18 protein-coding genes are annotated in these 17,706 nt (G+C 73.3%); 7 read left to right on the top strand and 11 right to left on the bottom strand.

The window, feature by feature from the left end:
• Nucleotides 1–7: 7 nt before the first annotated feature.
• The 3 genes from ACZ7CF_RS07030 to ACZ7CF_RS07040 are packed head-to-tail and all read right to left on the bottom strand — an operon-like array spanning nt 8 to nt 2,652.
• Nucleotides 8–1,339 carry a glycoside hydrolase family 43 protein gene (locus ACZ7CF_RS07030; protein WP_470369095.1) on the bottom strand — a complete coding sequence of 444 codons (1,332 nt, stop codon included), beginning with the start codon at nt 1,337–1,339 and terminating at the stop codon, nt 8–10.
• 12 nt (nt 1,340–1,351) lie between these two features.
• Nucleotides 1,352–2,359, bottom strand: coding sequence for an SGNH/GDSL hydrolase family protein (locus ACZ7CF_RS07035; RefSeq protein WP_360383961.1), 1,008 nt, complete (start codon nt 2,357–2,359; stop codon nt 1,352–1,354).
• Complete coding sequence (locus tag ACZ7CF_RS07040) at nt 2,356–2,652, bottom strand: rhamnogalacturonan lyase family protein (RefSeq protein WP_458432468.1); 297 nt, start codon at nt 2,650–2,652, stop codon at nt 2,356–2,358. The genes ACZ7CF_RS07035 and ACZ7CF_RS07040 overlap by 4 nt, the downstream gene beginning before the upstream one ends.
• Nucleotides 2,653–2,921: 269 nt before the next feature.
• Here ACZ7CF_RS07040 and ACZ7CF_RS07045 point away from each other — a divergent pair, with 269 nt between their 5' ends.
• The gene (locus tag ACZ7CF_RS07045; RefSeq protein ID WP_470369096.1) at nt 2,922–5,174 is read left to right on the top strand and encodes a cellulase family glycosylhydrolase; all 2,253 of its coding nucleotides are present in this window, start codon (nt 2,922–2,924) and stop codon (nt 5,172–5,174) included.
• Between the two features lie 70 nt (nt 5,175–5,244).
• On the top strand, nt 5,245–5,571 hold the full coding sequence (locus tag ACZ7CF_RS07050; RefSeq protein WP_360383954.1) for a hypothetical protein: 327 nt from the start codon (nt 5,245–5,247) through the stop codon (nt 5,569–5,571).
• A 110-nt stretch (nt 5,572–5,681) separates the two neighbouring features.
• Here ACZ7CF_RS07050 and ACZ7CF_RS07055 read toward each other — a convergent pair whose 3' ends face one another.
• Entirely contained in the window at nt 5,682–6,440 is a 759-nt protein-coding gene (locus ACZ7CF_RS07055) for a zf-HC2 domain-containing protein (RefSeq protein ID WP_470369097.1), read from the bottom strand.
• A 93-nt stretch (nt 6,441–6,533) separates the two neighbouring features.
• Between ACZ7CF_RS07055 and ACZ7CF_RS07060 the strand changes: the two genes are divergently transcribed.
• From ACZ7CF_RS07060 to ACZ7CF_RS07075, 4 genes are read left to right on the top strand one after another with little or no spacing between them, the layout of a single operon-like run.
• Nucleotides 6,534–7,133 carry a sigma-70 family RNA polymerase sigma factor gene (locus tag ACZ7CF_RS07060; protein WP_470369336.1) on the top strand — a complete coding sequence of 200 codons (600 nt, stop codon included), beginning with the start codon at nt 6,534–6,536 and terminating at the stop codon, nt 7,131–7,133.
• 44 nt (nt 7,134–7,177) lie between these two features.
• Nucleotides 7,178–7,813, top strand: coding sequence for an ATP-binding cassette domain-containing protein (locus ACZ7CF_RS07065; RefSeq protein ID WP_470369098.1), 636 nt, complete (start codon nt 7,178–7,180; stop codon nt 7,811–7,813).
• Entirely contained in the window at nt 7,810–8,613 is an 804-nt protein-coding gene (locus tag ACZ7CF_RS07070; protein WP_360383943.1) for a metal ABC transporter permease, read from the top strand. Before ACZ7CF_RS07065 ends, ACZ7CF_RS07070 begins: the two co-directional genes overlap by 4 nt.
• 3 nt (nt 8,614–8,616) lie before the next feature.
• Nucleotides 8,617–9,384, top strand: coding sequence for a metal ABC transporter substrate-binding protein (locus ACZ7CF_RS07075; RefSeq protein ID WP_470369099.1), 768 nt, complete (start codon nt 8,617–8,619; stop codon nt 9,382–9,384).
• A gap of 42 nt (nt 9,385–9,426) precedes the next feature.
• Here the strand turns inward: ACZ7CF_RS07075 and ACZ7CF_RS07080 are convergent, their stop codons facing one another.
• Nucleotides 9,427–11,061, bottom strand: a complete 1,635-nt coding sequence (locus ACZ7CF_RS07080) for an AMP-binding protein (RefSeq protein ID WP_470369100.1) — start codon at nt 11,059–11,061, stop codon at nt 9,427–9,429.
• Nucleotides 11,058–12,638, bottom strand: coding sequence for a CoA transferase (locus ACZ7CF_RS07085; protein WP_470369101.1), 1,581 nt, complete (start codon nt 12,636–12,638; stop codon nt 11,058–11,060). Before ACZ7CF_RS07085 ends, ACZ7CF_RS07080 begins: the two co-directional genes overlap by 4 nt.
• Before the next feature lie 55 nt (nt 12,639–12,693).
• Here ACZ7CF_RS07085 and ACZ7CF_RS07090 point away from each other — a divergent pair, with 55 nt between their 5' ends.
• Complete coding sequence (locus tag ACZ7CF_RS07090) at nt 12,694–13,800, top strand: acyl-CoA dehydrogenase family protein (protein ID WP_470369102.1); 1,107 nt, start codon at nt 12,694–12,696, stop codon at nt 13,798–13,800.
• Here ACZ7CF_RS07090 and ACZ7CF_RS07095 read toward each other — a convergent pair.
• Genes ACZ7CF_RS07095 through ACZ7CF_RS07115 form a run of 5 tightly spaced genes read right to left on the bottom strand, consistent with a single transcriptional unit; the run spans nt 13,769 to nt 17,682 of the window.
• Nucleotides 13,769–14,542 carry a hypothetical protein gene (locus ACZ7CF_RS07095; protein ID WP_470369103.1) on the bottom strand — a complete coding sequence of 258 codons (774 nt, stop codon included), beginning with the start codon at nt 14,540–14,542 and terminating at the stop codon, nt 13,769–13,771. The two genes, ACZ7CF_RS07090 and ACZ7CF_RS07095, sit on opposite strands and share 32 nt — an antisense overlap.
• Nucleotides 14,539–15,669 carry an MFS transporter gene (locus tag ACZ7CF_RS07100; protein ID WP_470369104.1) on the bottom strand — a complete coding sequence of 377 codons (1,131 nt, stop codon included), beginning with the start codon at nt 15,667–15,669 and terminating at the stop codon, nt 14,539–14,541. Before ACZ7CF_RS07100 ends, ACZ7CF_RS07095 begins: the two co-directional genes overlap by 4 nt.
• Complete coding sequence (locus ACZ7CF_RS07105; protein ID WP_458432457.1) at nt 15,666–16,208, bottom strand: vitamin K epoxide reductase family protein; 543 nt, start codon at nt 16,206–16,208, stop codon at nt 15,666–15,668. Before ACZ7CF_RS07105 ends, ACZ7CF_RS07100 begins: the two co-directional genes overlap by 4 nt.
• The gene (locus tag ACZ7CF_RS07110) at nt 16,205–17,005 is read right to left on the bottom strand and encodes a DsbA family protein (RefSeq protein ID WP_470369105.1); all 801 of its coding nucleotides are present in this window, start codon (nt 17,003–17,005) and stop codon (nt 16,205–16,207) included. The genes ACZ7CF_RS07105 and ACZ7CF_RS07110 overlap by 4 nt, the downstream gene beginning before the upstream one ends.
• Entirely contained in the window at nt 17,002–17,682 is a 681-nt protein-coding gene (locus tag ACZ7CF_RS07115) for a DJ-1/PfpI family protein (protein WP_470369106.1), read from the bottom strand. The genes ACZ7CF_RS07110 and ACZ7CF_RS07115 overlap by 4 nt, the downstream gene beginning before the upstream one ends.
• Between the last annotated feature and the right edge of the window lie 24 nt (nt 17,683–17,706).

Raw genomic sequence — 17,706 nt, forward strand, 5'->3', positions numbered from 1 at the left:
TGTCCTTTCAGGCCAGTGGGGCGGCGGCGGTGAACGACGCGTCACCGGCGAACGCCGAGTCGGAGGTGCGCCAGTCCACGCGCAGTTCGTAGTTGTGGTGGCGCAGGTAGCGGCCGGGATGGGAGTAGGACTCCAGTGACGTGCCGGTGCCGGCGAGTCCGGTGCGGGCGCAGAACGTGGCGTCGCGGGCGAACGTGGCGTCACCGGTGTTGGCGTCCAGCCGTGCCTTGAAGTCGTAGTGCCGCAGGTAGCGGTCGGGGAAGTTCACCGAGCGCAGCGAGTGGCAGTTCGCGTTGGCCAGGCCCGCCACGACCGTGAACGTCGCGTCCTGACGCGTGGAGAGCGGGCTGGACGAGCTCACCGGGTCCACGTACGCGAGGTTGTCGCGGTGGCGGACGTACCGGTCGGGGAAGTTCACCGAGCGGAACGAGCGGGCGCCTGTGGCGATGGCCGTGCCGTCGCCGGAGTCCTCACGCAGGACCGTGAAGTGCCGTGCGGTACCGGACAGCCCCGCCAGCTCGGTCTTGGCGCCGAACGTCGTGAGGTTGCCGCTGTCGGCGTAGAAGTAGCGCCGCTGGCCGTACTGGTCGAAGTAGATCCGCCAGCGGCCGTCGGGCAGCCGCACCAGAGCGGGTCCCTCCAGCCCGGAGCCCCAGCCCGCCCAGTTCCCGGTGCCGACGAACGTCCACGGCCCGGTCAGCGACGTGGCCGTGGCGTGCTCGACGTACTTGGTCGTCTCGTTCTTGAGGAAGTTGTGGTAGGTGCCGCCGACCTTGACCAGGAAGCTGTCGATGTAGTTGGCCGGGATGCCCAGCGCGACCGGGCTCGTCCACGCCGACAGGTCCGCGTTCGTCGCGGTGATCCGGTACGGGCGGAACTGCCCGGCCGTTCCCGTCGTGGACGCGGAGAAGACGACGTGGACGCTGCCGTCGGAGTCCTTGAACCACTCCGGTGCCCAGGTGCTGCCGGTGGCGCCGTTGAGGCCTACCCGGACGTTGCGCAGGAACGTCCACGTCACGTAGTCGGCACTGCGGGCGAAACCGATCGTGTCACCGGTCCAGTTCGTGGTGTAGACGAGGTAGTAGTAGCCGTCGGTGTGCCGGATGACGCTGGGATCGCGGATCAGGCCCGACGGCGGTGTGTAGGCGTTCGCCCTGACCTGCGTGAAACCGGTGGCGTTGGCCGAGTCGTAGACGTACATGTTCGACTCGCTGCTGTTGGTGAACGCCGTCATCAGGTAGTGCGGCACCGGACCTGCCGCCGAGGCGGCGGGGACGACGGCGGCCGCCGCGACGAGCGCGGACACGAGCAGGACGAGCCGGAGTGCTGTGCGCGGCATGGACCGCCTCCCTCAGAACTTCGCGGCGACGATCGGCGCCAGGCGGTCGGCGATCTTGCGGTGCCCCTGGTCGTTGGGGTGCACGTTGTCGGTCGTGTCGGTGGCCTCGACGATCCAGCCGGTGGTGTCGACGAACCAGACGCGGCCGTCACCGCCGTTGACGACCTCCTGCACGGCCGCCTGCGTCTCCGGCAGGTACCGCTTGCGGAACGTGCCCAGCGCGAAGACCGCCGCGGTCGGGTACTTCTCCCGCACCCGCCGCAGCAGCGTCACGTAGGAGGCGCGGAACTGCTCCTTGGTGACGCTGTGACCGACGTCGTTGGTACCGAGGTTGATCACGACCGCGTCCGCCCGGTAACGGCCGAAGTTCCACGCCGGGGCGTTCAGGGCGAGACCGGTGCGCAGGAAACCCTCGCGCATGCTCAGGCACCCGTCCGCCGCCGGGTGCAGGCACGCGCCGCCCACAGCGATCTGGGTGTGGCCGGCCTTCAGCCGCTCGCCGGTCAGCCAGCCGTACGCGGTCAGCGCCTGCTTGGACGACTGCTGGCCGACGGTGATCGAGTCGCCGACGAACTCGATGGTCTTCGCGGGCACGGCGGGCGCGAACGTCCGCGCGCCGGTGTCGATCTCGATGCCCTGGTACACCGCGTCGCCCTTGTAGGAGCCCGCGATCGGGCGGTAGGACACGCGCAGGGTGTGGTTGCCGGTGGCCAGTGGGGCAGGCGTGAGGTCGACCGTCCCGCTTCGGTTCACGTACGACACGTCGGGGCCGCCGTCGATGCTGGCGAAGAAGTCGATCGTGCCGCGCTGCCGGAGCTTCACCGTCCGTCCGGTGAACCCGATGACGACGTGCGCACCCGCCCACTCGGACACGTAGGCGCCGGCCGAGCTCGTGTTCCAGCGGCCGGTGTAGCGGGCGTTCGGATCGGTGGGCGGGCTCGTGACGGCCGCCGTGGCCGCCGGTGCCGCGACGGCGGTGCCCGCGAGCACCGCCACCGCGACGAGCAGGGTCCTGATCATGGTGCGACCTTTCCGCGCGAGGGCAGGGGACGCGCGCCCTCGTGGACCATGAAGATTTCGAGACCGGGGCGGTTCGGGTCGATGTCGGTGACGTGCAGGGCGTCACCGTGCCCGACCCGGACCGCTGCTCCGGTGACGGCGCTGCCCGGTGGCAGCACGCCGGTCGAGCTGTACGCGAGCGACCCGTCGTCGTCGAGCGTCGCACCGCCGTGGACGACCTCCTGCCGCGGCTCCCGTCCGGCCAGGACGGCGGTGACCACCACTGGGAGCAGCACGCTTCGTCGCGGGTCCACAGCGGTCAGGATGGCCCGGCGTACTGGCGCGTGCAAGGGTGAGAAGTGTTGTGCAGCAATGTGGAAAGCGTTTTCCAGACTTGATCGTCGATTCGGGTGCGCCGTTCGACGGAGCAGGTGTCGAACGGGTCGAACGGCCATCGACCGGTGTTGCGCGTCCCGGTGGGGCCAGTCGGCGGTGTGGTCGCTTGATCCGCCGTGGTTACAGTCCCACTCCGGGAGCGCTCCCAGAAGATGTCCTCCCCTGTCGAACACCTCAGGAGGTCGTGGTGGCCCGCAGACTCCTCCGAGCGGTGGTGGCCGTCCTGGTGCTGGCGGCCTGCGCGGTCGTCGCTCCCACGCCCGCCGGCGCCGCCGCACCCGTTCGGATCATGGCCCTCGGCGACTCGATCACCGGCTCACCCGGCTGCTGGCGTGCGCTGCTGTGGAAGCACCTGCAGGACACCGGTCACACCGGCGTCGACTTCGTCGGCTCGCTCCCGGCGCCGGGCTGCGGTTTCCCCTATGACGGCGAGAACGAGGGCCACGGCGGCATCCTCGCCACGAACATCGTGCGGGACAACCAGCTCCCCGGCTGGCTGGCCACCGCACGGCCGGACGTCGTGCTGATGCACCTCGGCACGAACGACGTGTGGAACAACATCCCGGCGCAGACCATCCTCAACGCCTACACCACCATGCTCGGCCAGATGCGCGCCGCCAACCCGGCGGTGAAGCTGGTCGTGGCCCAGCTCATCCCGATGAACCCCTCCGGCTGCCCGGCCTGCGGCCAGCGCGTGGCCGACCTCAACGCCGCCATCCCGGCCTGGGCGAGGGCGAACAGCACGACGGCCTCACCGATCACGGTCGTCGACCAGTGGACCGGTTTCAGCACCGCCACCGACACCACCGACGGCGTCCACCCCAACACCACCACCGGCATCCAGAAGATCGAGAGCCGCTGGTACCCGGCCGTGGTGGCCGCTCTCGGGACACAACCCCCGGCCGCGCCCGGCCTGCACGTCGAGGGCACCCGCGTCGTCGAGGCGAACGGCACCCCGTTCGTGATGCGCGGCGTCAACCACGCCCACGTCTGGTACCCGAACCGGACCAGGGCGTTCGCGGACATGAAGTCCTTCGGCACCAACACCGTCCGCGTCGTGCTCGGCAGCGGCCAGCGGTGGGGCCCGACCCCGGCCGCCGAGGTGTCGTCCGTCATCGCGCTGTGCAAGCAGAACAGGATGATCTGCGTCCTGGAGGTCCACGACACCACCGGCTACGGCGAGCAGAGCGGTGCCGCGAGCCTCGACCAGGCCGCCACCTACTGGCTCGGCGTCGCGGACGCCCTGAAGGGCCAGGAGAACTACGTCGTCATCAACCTGGGCAACGAGCCGTTCGGCAACAACGCCCAGGTCAGCGCCATGTGGGCCACGGCGACGAGCAGCGCGGTCACCCGCCTGCGCGGCGCCGGCCTGCACCACCTGATCATGGCGGACGCCCCGATGTGGGGCCAGGACTGGCAGAACGTCATGCGGGACGGCGCGGCAGCGGTGTTCGCCGCCGACCCGTTGCGCAACACCGTGTTCTCCATCCACATGTACGGCGTCTACGACACCGCGGCCGAGATCAACGCCTACTTCGACGCGTTCCAGACCGCGGGCCTGCCGCTCGTGGTGGGCGAGTTCGGCTTCGACCACAGCGACGGCGACCCCGACGAGGACACCATCATGGCCCAGGCGCAGGCCCGCGGTCTCGGTTACCTCGGCTGGTCGTGGAGCGGCAACGGCAGCGACGTCGCCTACCTGGACATGACCACCTCCTTCGACCCGGCCGCACTGACCCCGTGGGGCGAGCGCTTCCTCAACGGCGCCAACGGAATCGGCCAGACCGCGAAGGAGGCCACGATCTTCGGCGGCGCGGTGGACCCCGTCCCGCCGTCCGCTCCGGGCGCCCCGGTCGCGTCGAACGTGACCTCCACCGGCCTGACGCTGACCTGGCCCGCCTCGACCGACAACGTCGGCGTCACCGGCTACGACGTCTACCGCGCCCTGGGCCCGGCTGCGTTCGCCCTGGTCGGTTCGGTCCCGTCGGCCACCTACACCGACACCGGTCTGACCGCCTCGACCACGTACCGGTACCGCGTGCGCGCCAAGGACACGACCGGCAACGTCTCCGCCGACTCCCCGGTCGTGTCGGTGACGACGGGCGCGGGTTCGGCGAGCTGCAAGGTCGCGTACTCGGGTTACAACTGGGGCGGTGGCAACGGGTTCACGGCGGGTGTGACCATCACCAACACCGGTGCCGCCCCGGTCGACGGCTGGACGCTGGCGTTCAGCTACGCGGACGGGCAGCGGCTGACGCTGCCGGGGTGGGGCGCCACGTTCGCGCAGTCCGGTGCGGCGGTCACGGCGGTGAACCTCGCCTGGAACCGGACGTTGGCACCCAACGGGTCGGTGAGCATCGGGTTCAACGGGACGTACAGCGGGGTGAACTCGGCGCCGGGGGCGTTCTCGTTGAACGGGAGCACCTGCACGACCGGCTGATGTGCAGCGCGCTGCGGGCCGTCGTGCTACAACGGTGCGACGGTCCCGCACAGCCAGGAAGTGCCATCACATGGAGAACGTCGTCGAGTCCATCGCGACCGAGTTGCTGATCGACGGCCTCACCGACTGGGTGCACGCCGACCTGCCGATCGGCTGGGCGCGCGAGACCGTGGGCGAGGACTTCAAACCGATCGCCGTCGCCGTGGTCGAGTACGTGGTTCTGGGTGGACTGATGGTCGCGGGCGACCTCGGCGGGACCGGTTTCGAGGCGTGGCCGGGAACCCCGGCGGACCACGTGCGCACGGTGGTGGAGAGGTACGAGGCGTACGACTGGAACCCGCAGGGCATGGCCGGCTGGCTCGCCAACACCGAGGCGGGCGACGCGCGGGTGGGTTGACGCGCTGGAGGGCTGACGCGGCAGCGGCTCCTCACGGGACCGGCGCCTGGTCACGCCGACCGGCACCGGTTCACGCCGACCGGCACCGGTTCACGCCGACCGGCGCCCGGTCACGCCGCCCGGCGCCGGTTCACCGGCCGCAACCGGACCCGCCGCCCAGCCGCGGCCCGCCCAGCCGCGGCCCGCCCAGCCGCAGGCTGCTCAGCCCGCGACGCCTCGTCAGCAAAGCCTCCGCCGGACTCGCCACCGGAGGAGACCCGCCCACCCGGCCCCCGATCGCGGAAGTGCACCACCGCGAGCAAAGCCAACCCGATGACCAGCAACGAGTGCGACAGCACCCGGCCGGCGGTCGCCGTTCCGTTGACCAGGTCGCTCGCCGAGTACGGCACCAGCACGGCCACGAAAGCCGCCGTCACCGGGAGCACGCCCGCCGTTGCCGCCGGCCGCAGCGCGGTCCACAGGAGACCGAGGCCCAGGGCCAGGTTCCAGGCCGTGCTCTCGTTGAACAGGTGGCTGCTGTCCACACCGGTCGTGTGCCCGCCGTGCGCCGCGGAGCCCGTGCCCAGCACCTGGGCGAGCCCGAGGGTGAGCTGTGCGACAGCGACCCCGCCGAGCAGGGCCCGCGACAGCCACGCCCGCGGTGCGGGTGGGGTGAGTGCGGGGGTGGCGTCGAGGACGGCCGCGGCGAGGTCCGGCGCCGGTGCGGCTGGGCGGACGCGCAGCGTGCGGGTCAGGGCGGTGGCGGTCTCCTGCCACTGGCGGCAGGGTGCGCAGGAGCCGAGGTGCGCGTCCACCTCCTCGGCGGGCACGCCCTCGTCTTCCCCGTCGAGGCGGGCAGACAGGGCTTCGCGGCAGGTGCTGCAGTCCACATGCACATTGTCGGTCATCCGGCCCAGTTGGTTCCCGGTGATCTGTGAACGGTTCGGCGGACGCGGGTCCGGCACGTGGCCCAGCGGGTCCGAATGGCCGGTGAGGTCACCGGACGGTGGCCGTTACGATGCGGCCTCGTGAACTCCCCCGATGACGAGATGACCCGCTGGGCGTTGCAGGCACGCGGGGGTGACCGGGTTGCCCTCGAGCGGTTCGTGCGGGCGACGCAGCGGGACGTGTGGCGGTTCGTCGCGCACCTCGCGGACGTCGGCGTCGCGGACGACCTGGCGCAGGAGACGTACCTGCGGGCGTTGCCGAGCCTGCGCAACTTCGAGGCGCGGTCGTCGGCGATGACCTGGCTGTTGTCGATCGCGCGGCGGGTCGTGGTGGACCAGGTGCGGATGGCGCAGTCGCGGCCGCGGGTGTCCGCGGACGTCGACTGGGTGCAGGCCGCGGACCGGGGGCAGGGCACGTCGTCGGGGTTCACGGCGATCGTCGAGCTCAACGTGCTGCTCGACGGGCTCGCGGAGGACCGGCGGGAGGCGCTGGTGCTCACGCAGGTGCTCGGGCTGGGGTACGCCGAGGCCGCGGAGGTCGTCGGCTGCCCGATCGGCACGATCCGGTCGCGGGTGGCGCGGGCGCGGGAGGACCTGGTCAGGGCCGCCGGGCAGGACGCCACCGAAGTCGGCTGACAACTGCCGGGAACTGACCCGGCCGGGTGAACGACCTGTGGCACGTGACCGCGTCGTCCCTGCTGTTCCGAGGTGTGCATTGCCGCTATGGCAGGCACACCGCCGTTCATGCCGTCGACCTCGACGTGCCCGCGGGGCTGCGGGTGGCGTTGATCGGCACCAACGGCTCCGGCAAGTCGACGTTGCTGCGCGCGGTGCTGGGGTTCCAGCCGATCGCGGACGGCGTGGTGGAGGTCGGCGGGGTGCGGGCCGGCAACGCCGCGCAGTGGCGCCGGAGGCGGGCCGAGGTCGCGTGGATCCCGCAGCTGCGGTCGGCGGGGCGGTTCCCGTTGCTGCTGGGCGAGTTGCTCGACAGCAGCGGTCACGGCGAGGCGGCGCGTGCGGCGGCGGAACGGCTCGGGCTCGCCGGGGTGGAGTCCCGTGGCGTGCACACGTTGTCCGGTGGTCAGGCGCAACGGGCGTGGCTCGCGCGGGCGGTCGGGGCCGTGGCCGCCGGAGCGGGCGTGCTGCTGGCCGACGAACCCACCGCGGCGCTCGACTTCGCGGGCCAGGAGGAAGCGGCGGCGGTCATCGCGGCGTTGCCGGTGACGGTGCTGGTGGCGACGCACGACCGGGCCGTGGCCGACGCGTGCGACCGGGTCGTGGAGATGGCCGCCGGGCGGCTGCGGGACGTGGCGTGATCGCGGAGCTGCTCGCGCTGGTCCCGGTGCAGCGCGCGGGGCTCGGCCTGCTGCTGGGTGCCGTCGCGTTGCCGCCGGTCGGGGTGCTGGTCGTCGGCCTCGACATCTACCCGGTGCGGTTCGCGATCATGCACGTGGCGTTGCTCGGCAGCGCGATCGGCCTGCTCACCGGCACCGACCCGCTGCTGTGGGCGCTGGCGCTGTGCGCGCTCGCCGGCGGTGGGCTGGCGCCGTTCGCGACGACGTCGGCGGGGCTGTCCGGTGCGATGGGGTTGCTGATGAGCCTCGCCATCGCCGTGGCGCTGCTGGTGCTGTCGATCTCCGGCGTGAACGCCAACGGCGCGTTCGAGCTGTTGTGGGGCTCGATCCTGTCGACCCGGCCGGTCGACCTGGTGGTGCTCGGGGTGCTGGCGGTGGCCATTCCGGCGCTGTTCTGGTGGCGTCGCGGGGATCTGGCGTTGCTGCTGCACGACAGGGAGCTCGCCGCGTGCTCCGGTGTGCGCACCGGACCGCTGACCGCGGCGCTGCTCGTGGTGATCGCGGTGTCGATCGCCGCGGCGATCAAGCTGACCGGCGCGCTGCTCGTGGACGCGCTGACCCTGTTGCCCGCGCTGGCGGCGCGGCGGATCGGCCGCGGCCTGACCGGCATGGTCGTCGCGTCGGTCGGCATCGGCCTCGTCGTGGCCGTCGGCGGTCTGCTGCTCGCACTCGCACTGGACCAGCCACCCGGTCCGGTGCTCGTCCTGCTGGCGGGCGTGATCGCCCTGCTGGCCCAGTTGTCGCCGATGAGGAGAACCTGACCCGTGAAGACCAAGCTCGTGGTGCTCGGCGCGGTGCTCGCGCTGACCGCCTGCGGCGGCGGAGCCCAGCCCGCGTCCCCGGCCGCCCCGGCGGGCAAGAAGGTCGTCGCCGCCACGGCGTGGGAGGCCGCGCTGGCCAAGGCCGCGGGTGCGACCGACGTGCGGGTCGTGGTGCCGGCGACCGTGGCGCACGCGGCGGACTACGACCCCAAACCGTCCGACCTCGCCGCCGTCGCGGGCGCGGACCTGGTGCTGTACGCGGAGTTCGAGGGGTTCGCGCCCCGGCTGAAGGAGGCCGCGGGCGGGGCGGCGCAGGTGGAGGCGGTGAAGCTGGAGAACGCACCGGAGGTGGTGCGCGCCGAGGTGACGCGGCTGGCCGGCCTGCTCGGCACCACCGCCGCGGCCGAGAAGTGGCTGGCGGAGTTCGACACCACGCTGAAGTCGGTCGAGCAGCAGGTGCGCGGCTCGTTCCCCGGCGGCAAGGCGCCGAAGGTGGTCAGCCAGGCGTTCGTGGCGTACATGGCCGCGGTCACCGGCGCCGAGGTGGTCGGCACGTTCGGCCCGCAGCCGGTCACCCCGGCGCAGCTCGCCGAGCTCGCGGGCAAGCAGCCGGACCTGGTGTTCGACAACGCGCACATGTCGACCGGGACGGTGCTGCCCGGTTCGGCCGCGCGGCAGGTGCGGATCGTGAACTACCCGGGGGAGGACCTCGACCTCCTCGGCGTGTTCACGGCGAACGCCGCGGAGATCTCGAAGGCCCTCAAGGCCTGACGGGGCATGCGCCCGGCGGACGGCCCGTCCGCCGGGCGCGCCTCACGACCGCCGCACGAGGTCCTGCACGGCGCGGCGGTCCACCTTCCCGGCCGCGCCCAGCGGCAGCGCGTCCACCACGACCAGCCGCTCGGGGAACTTCCGCTGCTCCAGCCCCTGCGCCGACAGGTGTGCCGTCAGGTCTTCCAGCACGAGCGCCGGATCGCCCACGACACAGGCGCACAACCGTTCGCCCAGCACGTCGTCCGGCACCGGCACGCACACCACGTCCCGCACCGCCGGGTGCGTGACGAGCAGCGCCTCGACCTCGGCGGGGCTGATGTTCAGGCCACCGCGGATGATCACGTCCTTGCGCCGCCCGACCACGTGCAGGTAGCCCTCGTCGTCGATGCGGCCGAGGTCGCCGGTGCGCACCCAGCCGTCCGGCGTGCGGTAGCGCTCGTTCAGCTCGGGTGCGCCGACGTAGCACAGCGGTGACATCGGGCCGAGCGCGATGATCTCGCCGACCGCGCCGGGCGGCACGTCGTGCAGGGTGTCGTCCACGATGCGCAGGCGTGCGACGAACGGGTTGGGACGGCCCGCGGTGTCGGCGTGGCCGGGCGGGTCGTCCAGGGCGGTGTGGCAGTTGACGCCGTCCGCCGAGCCGTAGACGTTCACGACCGTGCAGCCGAGCCTGTCGCGGACGCGTGCGGCGGTCGTGGCGTCCAGGGCGGCGCCGCCGAGTGCGACCACGCGCAGGCTGGACGTGTCGTACCGGTCGAGGTCGGGGGAGTCGGCGATCATCCGCAGCATGGTGGGCACCGCGAGCACGTGCGTGGGGCGGGCGCGTTCGACCATCGCCAGCGCGGCCGTGACGTCGAACCTGGGCAGCAGCACGAGGGTTCCGCCGTGGACGGCGAGCGTGACGGACGTGCCGTTGCTGCCGTAGGACGACGCCAGCGGCACCAGCACGAGGTTCCGCAGCTCGGCGTCGCCGCCCATCAGCTCGCCGATGAACCGGCCGCGGCCGCCGACGAGGGCGTTGTGCGAGTACAGCACCATCTTCGGCGCTGCCTCCGAGCCGGAGGTGACGAGGATGCGCGCGGGTCCGTCCGGGTCGGGGGACGCCGGGGTGAACCGGGCCGGGTGGGCGGCCAGCAGCGCCGCCACCGGCACGCAGCCCGCCGGCACCACGCCGTCGCCCGCCGCGATCACGGTCCGCAGCTCGGGCAGCTCGCCGGCCAGCGCGCGGGTCCGCTGGGCGCAGGGGTAGTCGCCGTAGCGCGTCGTCGTGACCACGGCGACCGCGCCGGACCGGCTGAGCAGGCTCGCCGCCTCCCGGTCACCGCGCCCGACCGGGTAGGGCAGCGCGACGGCACCCAGCGCGGCCACCGCGAGGTCGAACGCGCACGCCAGCCGGCCGTTGGGCAGCTGGATGCCGACGACGTCACCCGGTTCCACGCCCATGCCCGCGAGGCCCGCCGCCAGGGAGCGGGCCATCAGGTCGAGCTCGCCGTAGGTGACCTCACCCTGCGCGTCGACGACGGCGACGCGGCCGGGACCGGCCAGGACGTGCTCGCGGAACAACGAGTACAGGTCGCGGTCGCGGTACAGACCGGTGGCGGCCCAGCCGCGGCGGAGCTCGTACGGCACGAGGTCCGCCAGGTGCCGCACGGCGGTGGTCGCGGCGAGTGTCACAGGAACCTCCACGGGGAGCCGAGAGCGGGACAGCCGCGGTCGTCGCGGCCCAGTACGGCGGCGAAGCGGGGGTCACCCGGCAGCGCTGCGAGGTCGGTGAGCACGTCCACGCCGCCGACCCGGCCGTCGACGGGAACGCGGAAACCGGGGGAGGGCCGGGACTTCGCACCGGCGAGCAACGCACCGGCGGCGCCGAGCAGGCTGCTCTCGACGGCGACGCCGCGACCGGTGCGCCGCCGGGTCAGCACCCCGGCGAGCACGGCCTCCGCGCCGATCAGGCCACCGAGCACGTCCACCAGCGTCATCAGCGACGGCGCGGGCTCCTCGTCGGCTGGGCGCACCAGCTCGGCCAGACCGGTGCGGGCCTGGACCATGAAGTCGGTGCCCAGCGGCGGGTCCACGAGGTCGCCGCCGCCCCAGCCGGACGTGTGGGCGTACACCAGTCCGTCCGGCAGGTCGGCCGCCGTGAGCCGCCACCTCTCGGCGTTGCCCGGCGCCCAGTTGTGCAGGAACACGTCCGCGTCCACCAAGAGGTCGCGCAGCCGTTGACGATCGGCGGGGGCCTTGAGGTCGACCTCGACGGCGTCCTTGCCGCGGTTGAGCGCGAGCCAGCGGGCGGACAGGTCGCGGCACATCGGCGGCATGCCCCGCAACGGGTCACCGCCCGGCGGTTCGACGCGGATCACCTTGGCGCCCAGCAGACCCAGCAGGTGCGCGGCCATCGGTGCCTGGATGCGCCGGCCCGCCTCGTACACCACCAGGTCGTCGCCGGTGCGCGTCGCGACGCCGGCCGTGGGGCGGATGCTCCACGGCTGTTCGAGTGGCTGAACAGGACGGTGCACCCGGCAGACGCTGGCCCCGCTCACCATCGCGGCGGTGGTGATCTGCGCGAACGTGACGGCGCGGGTCGCCGCGTGCAGGGCCTCGGGAATCGGCGCCGTCGCCGTGGCATAGCGGAACTGGTACGGCCGCCAGCCCGCGCGGACCGCGGCGGAGTCCGTGCCGAGCGCCGTCCAGAACGCCGCCCACACCTCGGACACCAGCGCCTCGACCTCGAACCGCACCCCGTCGGCGGTGGTGAACGGCGGTCCACCGGGCCGCAGGTCGACCGCCTCCGCCTCGTCCGCCCCCGCCGCGGCGAGGTACTGGGACACCGTCAGCAACGCCGCCTCGGCCACGCTGGTCCGCACCCGCGGCGCGCCCCGCAGCACCGCCGCGAGCAACCCCGTCACCGCCAGCACCCCGGCCGCCGTGCCGCAGTGGTCCACGCCGAGGCCGCGCGGTGAGCCGGACCGCCTGCCGTGCACGTGCATCACCCCGCACGCGGCCTGGACGGTCGCCTCGTCGCGCAGACCGGGGACGTCCACCGGACCGGCCCAGTCGACGACCACCTCGTGCCGATCACCGCCGTCCAGCACCAGAACTGCCTCGGCGGGTCGTTCCGCGAAGCCGGTGTGCACCTCCGCTCCCAGCGCGCGGAGGTGCGCGCGCAGCACGCGTGCCGCCGCGCTCGTGCCCGAGACCGACGCGGTCGCGCCTTCCAGGGCCAAGGCGTGCAGTGCTGTGGCTTCCGTCATGATCCAGAGGTCGTACGCGCGCCCATTCGGGTTCCCACGGTGGTGTGATGTGCCGGTGACAGGTGACACGCAGTTGCGGCGGTTCGTGGACGAGGTCGTGATCCCCGCCGAACCGGAGCTCGACGCGGGCGGCGGTCTCGCACTGCGCGACCTCGCCAAGCAGGCCGGGTTGTGGGCCCGGCCGCTGCCGGTCGAGCTGGGCGGCGGTGGTCAGCCGCTGGCCGGCTACCTCGCGGAGGCCGAGGACGAGGGGCGCAGCGACCACGGCCCTGACGTCGTGGGCTCGTCGAGCCTGCTGAACACGCGGATGCTGGCCGCGCACGCACATCCGGAGCTGCGGGACGCCGTGCTGACCGACCTCGTGGCCGGGCGCGCGCACGTCAGCTACGCGATGACCGAGCCGGGGGTCGCGGGCTCCGACCCGTCCGGGCTGCGCACCACCGCCGAGCGCGGCGCGGACGGCTGGTGGACCGTCACCGGCCGCAAGTGGTTCACCAGTGGTGCGGCCCGTGCGGACCTCGTGCTGGTCGTGGCCCGCACCGGCGACGGCTTCTCGGTCGTCGCCGTGCCGGCAGGCGGGTTCCGGGTGGACCGCGAGCTCGACGTCCTCGGTGCGGGCGGGCAGCACGAGATCTCGTTCGACGCGGTCCGCGTGCCACCGACGCACCTCGTCGGTGAGGAGGGGAACGGGATGCGGCTCGCCGGCGAACGGCTCGCGCTCGGGCGGACGTTGCGCGCGCTGCGCTGGGTCGGGCAGGCGCAGCGGTGCCTCGACCTGCTCGCGGACCGTGCGGTGTCGCGGGCGCTCGGCGACGGCGTGCTGGCCGACCGGCAACTGGTGCAGCGCCTGGCGTTCGAGTCCGAGCTGGAGGTGCGCTCGGCCCGGCTGCTGGCCCGCGAGGCGGCCGCGCTGGTCGCCGCCGGTGAGCGCGCGCCGGTCGAGGTGAGCCTCGCGAAGGTCGCCGCCGCACGGGCGCTGAACACCGCGGCCGACGCCGCGGTCCAGGTCCACGGGGCGGAAGGGCTCATGGCCGCAACGGGTCTGCCGCGGCTGCTGCGCGTGGCACGGGCCGCCCGCATCCTCGACGGCGCGGACGAGCTGCACGTCGCGACCACCGGACGGCGGCTGCTCACCAGGCGTCGGGCGGCACCAGACCGGTGAGGAGCGCGGCGCCGAGGAACGTGAAGAAGTCGCCCCACACCACCTGAAGACCGGTCAGGCCGTCGTACTCAGCACCGTCCGGCAACGTGCGCAGCAGTCGTTCGCCCTCCTCGCGCCGACCGGCCTTCAGCAACGCCACGGCGGCGATCGCCACCGCCGAACTGTCCTGTGTGGACACGGTCCAAGCCGGACGCGGGTGGGTGAGCTGCAGCCACGCCTTGCCGCGCGGCCAGTCCGGGTCCAGTGCCAGGTGCGCTTGCTGATGGCAGCGCGCGACGGCGTGGTGGCCGTGGGCGTTCAGCAGCGGAACGAGCCCGGCCGCCCCGTCCGCGCGCACGGGCGGTCCGTCGGGGGCCAGCGCCGTGCCCCACGGAACCGCGCCCAACTCGCGGTCGTAGCACCGCGCGAGCCGGTCCGCGACCAGGGCCGTGCTGGGGCGTGCGGCGATGGTCCCCAGCCGTTCCGCGCCGCTGCCGTACCAGAAAATCATGCCGCGCAGCACCGTGTCCGCGTCCGCCCAGACGTCCAGCCGGTCCCGCACCGCGGCGACGTCACCGACGCCGGTGGCGAGACTCCGCAGCGTCAGCAGCCCCGCCCAGAACCCGCCGGTCCACGACCCGCGGGCCGAGGTCTTCCACCGCCCGTCGTGGCGGTAGAGCGGAAACCGTTCTCCCGCCGCGGCTTCGGCCTCGTCGACCCGGTCGCACAGCCGGCGCACCAGGTCGTGCGCCCAGCCGCTCACACCGCCACCGCGGTGCGCCGGACGACCAGCACGCCCACGGCGGCGGCCAGCCCGAACGCCACGCCGACGACACCCCACAGCCACGGGTAACCGGCCTGCTGCAGCACGAGCCCGGTGATCGGCGGCCCGGCGGCGAACCCGGAGAAGAACCCGGCCGACACCACCGCCGCCGCACGCCCGGCCAGCCCCTGCGGCACCGCCCGCAGCACCGCGACCATCGACACGGCGTTGCCCGCCACCGCGAACACCCCGATCCCCGCCGCACCGAACCACACCAGCCAGTGCACGTGCTCGGCCAGCGCCACCACCGCGACCGAGACGACGGCCCCGAGCGCCAGCAACGGCAGCACGGCGGCAGGGTCACCCGACCGCCCCGCCGCCGCGCTCCAGCACACCCGTCCCGCGATGCCGACCAGCCCCACCACGGCGATCGACCACGCCGCGACGGGTGCCGGCAGCTCCAGCCGGTCCACGCCGTACAGCGGGAAGAAGGTGTTCACCGACGCCAGCCCGAAGCCGAGCGCCAGCGAGAACACCGCCAGCGCGCGCACCCGGCCACCCACCCGCCCGCGCCCGCGCTGGGCCGGAACCGCCGGCACCGCGAGCCGTGTGGTCAGCACCGCGCCCACCAGGCACAGCACCGCGAGCACCCCGACGCCCCAGCGCCAGTCCACCACCGCGGCGGCACCGGCCAGCGGCACGCCCGCGACGAACGCGCCGAGCTGCACCCCGGACTGCTTCCACCCGGTTACCGCCCCGAGCCGCTCCCGTGCCACGGCGGCGACGACCACCTTGTTGGTGGCCGGGTTCGCCAGCGCCTGCGGCACCCCGCCCAGCGCCACCCCGGCCGCGATCCACCACACCGACCCGGCGACCGCCAGCACCGCCAGCGCCACCGCGCTGACGACGAACACCCCGGCCAGCCCGCGCCGCGCCCCGACCCGGTCCACCAGCGCCCCCGCGGGCAGCGACAGCAGCGCCGCCACCGCGAACCCCACCGCGACCAGCGCACCGAGCTGCCACTGCGCCACGCCGAGGTCGGTGACCAGCACCGGCCCCAGCGCGCCCAGCACGAACAGCTGCAGCATCGACACGGCCATCGCGGCCGTCGCCAGGACGGCCGTCACGCCGTCACCCAGTAGTCCCAGAACGCGTGCAGCACCAACGCGACGATGACCGCGTACCAGAGCACGAGCACAGTGCTGTGCAAGCGGCGCAACGGCGCGAGGCGTGGCCAGGTGTCGAGGGTGGTGTACCAGAACAACGGGATCACGACGATCCACACGACGATGCAGTACAGGCACAGCGCGTGGATGTCGTAGAGGCTGACGACGACAAGCCAGTGCACGAACACCACGGCCAGGCCGGTGCCCGCGTTGAGGGCGAGCCGGTAGGAGCGCGGCGGCGCGAACCCGGCCAGCAGTGCGACCCCGGTGGTCACCACGACCGCGAACCCGGCGATGCCGAGCAGCGGGTTGGGGAACCCGAACGCCGCCGCCTGCGGGCTGTCCATCACCGGCCCGCAGGACACCACCGGGTTCAGCGAGCACGTGGGCACGTGCGCCGGGTTCCGCAGCAGCGCCAGCTTCTCCAGGGTGAGCGCGGCGGACGCGGCGAACCCGAGTGCGCCGCCGGCCACGTACAGCCACGCCAGCGGGCGGCTCATCCGGCCAGCGCCGCGTCGATCTTCGCGCGCAGCTCGCGGTCGACGTCGGCGAACGACTTGCCCGACGGCTGGAACTGCTCGCCGTTGAGGAACAGCGTCGGCGTGCTCTGCACCCCGAGCTTGCGCGCGTCGGCCACGTCGCGGTCGATCGCGGCCCGCACGTCCGCGGACGCCATGTCGGCGCGGAACCGGTCCAGGTCGAGCCCGGCGGCGGTGGCGAACTGCTCGAACAGGCCGATCGCGCGGTCGCGGTCCGCACTGGTGTTCTGGCCGTCGACCGCCCAGCGGTCGTAGTTGCCGTAGAGCGCGTGGTACATCTCGGCGTACTTGCCCTGCCGGCCCGCAGCCTCGGCCGCCTGCGCCGCGGGCAGCGCCAGCGGGTGCATCTCCAGCGGCAGGTTCCTGGGCACGATGGTGACGCGCCCCCGGTAGTCGTCCTCCAGCTTCTTCGTCACGCCGGAGTAGTAGGCGGAGCAGGCCGGGCACTGGAAGTCGAGGAACTCGACCAGCACCACCCCGTCACCGTCCACTTTGGAGAGCGTGTGCGCACCGGCGGGCACCAGCGCGGCGGTCCTGTCCTCGGCGCCATCGCGCTGGAACAGCAGCACACCGCCGAACACGGCGGCCGCGAGCAGCACGACCACGGCGGTCAGCACCACGTTGAGCGACACGCCACGGCGTGCCGTGACGGGATTCTTCTTCGTGCGGGACATCCTGTTGCGCCTCGGGTTGTTCGGGGACTCCTTGCTCAGGTAGTGGTCGGATCGGAGGCCGAGGAGTTCCCGGTCCACCGTCACTTGCGCCAGACGGTGCCCCTGCGCTCGTACTCCAGCACGGTCTCGACGCGTTGCGCGGTCTGCGCGCCGACGAACCGTTCCACCAGCCAGAGCGCGACGTCCAGGCCGGACGTGATGCCGCCGCCGGTGATCAGGTCGCCATCGTCGACCACGCGCGCGTTCACCACGGTCGCCCTCTGCGCGGCGAGGTCGGCCTTCGCGCCGCTGTGCGTGGTGGCGTTGCGGCCGCGGGTGAGGCCCGCCGCGGAGAGCACCATCGTCCCGGTGCAGATGCCCACCGGCAGCACGTCCGCCCCGGCCAGCCGGCGCAGGAAGCCCTGGTCGGCGATGAGCCGGTGCACACCGGGGCCGGTCCGCGCGGCGTACCCGCCGCCGGGCACCACCAGCACGTCGGCCTCGCCGGGCGACCAGCCGCGCGCGACCTCGACCTTCGTGCCGTACGTGCAGGTGACCGTGCCCGGCCGGCCGGACGTGACCTGGGTGGTCACGACGGCACCGCCGGACATCCGCCCGGCCAGCCCCAGCACCTCCACCGGTGCCACGAAGTCCTGCTCCTCCACGCCGTCGAACAGCAGCACCTGGACGCGCAGCGGCTGCGCCGCCGACGCGGTGGCGCCCGCCGCGCCCGTGATCCCCAGAGACAGCGCCGATGCGCGCAGGAATGTCCGTCGTTCCACGGTGGCCTCCCAGGTCCGGTGTCG

The organism is Lentzea sp. NPDC036955 (genome assembly GCF_055608005.1).

What these genes read in the sequence shown, in the direction of transcription:
- ACZ7CF_RS07030 (WP_470369095.1), bottom strand. Translation starts at nt 1,339, where the DNA reads ATGCCGCGCACAGCACTCCGGCTCGTCCTGCTCGTGTCCGCGCTCGTC.
- ACZ7CF_RS07035 (WP_360383961.1), bottom strand. Translation starts at nt 2,359, where the DNA reads ATGATCAGGACCCTGCTCGTCGCGGTGGCGGTGCTCGCGGGCACCGCC.
- ACZ7CF_RS07050 (WP_360383954.1), top strand. Translation starts at nt 5,245, where the DNA reads ATGGAGAACGTCGTCGAGTCCATCGCGACCGAGTTGCTGATCGACGGC.
- ACZ7CF_RS07060 (WP_470369336.1), top strand. Translation starts at nt 6,534, where the DNA reads ATGGCCGGTGAGGTCACCGGACGGTGGCCGTTACGATGCGGCCTCGTG.
- ACZ7CF_RS07085 (WP_470369101.1), bottom strand. Translation starts at nt 12,638, where the DNA reads ATGACGGAAGCCACAGCACTGCACGCCTTGGCCCTGGAAGGCGCGACC.
- ACZ7CF_RS07105 (WP_458432457.1), bottom strand. Translation starts at nt 16,208, where the DNA reads ATGAGCCGCCCGCTGGCGTGGCTGTACGTGGCCGGCGGCGCACTCGGG.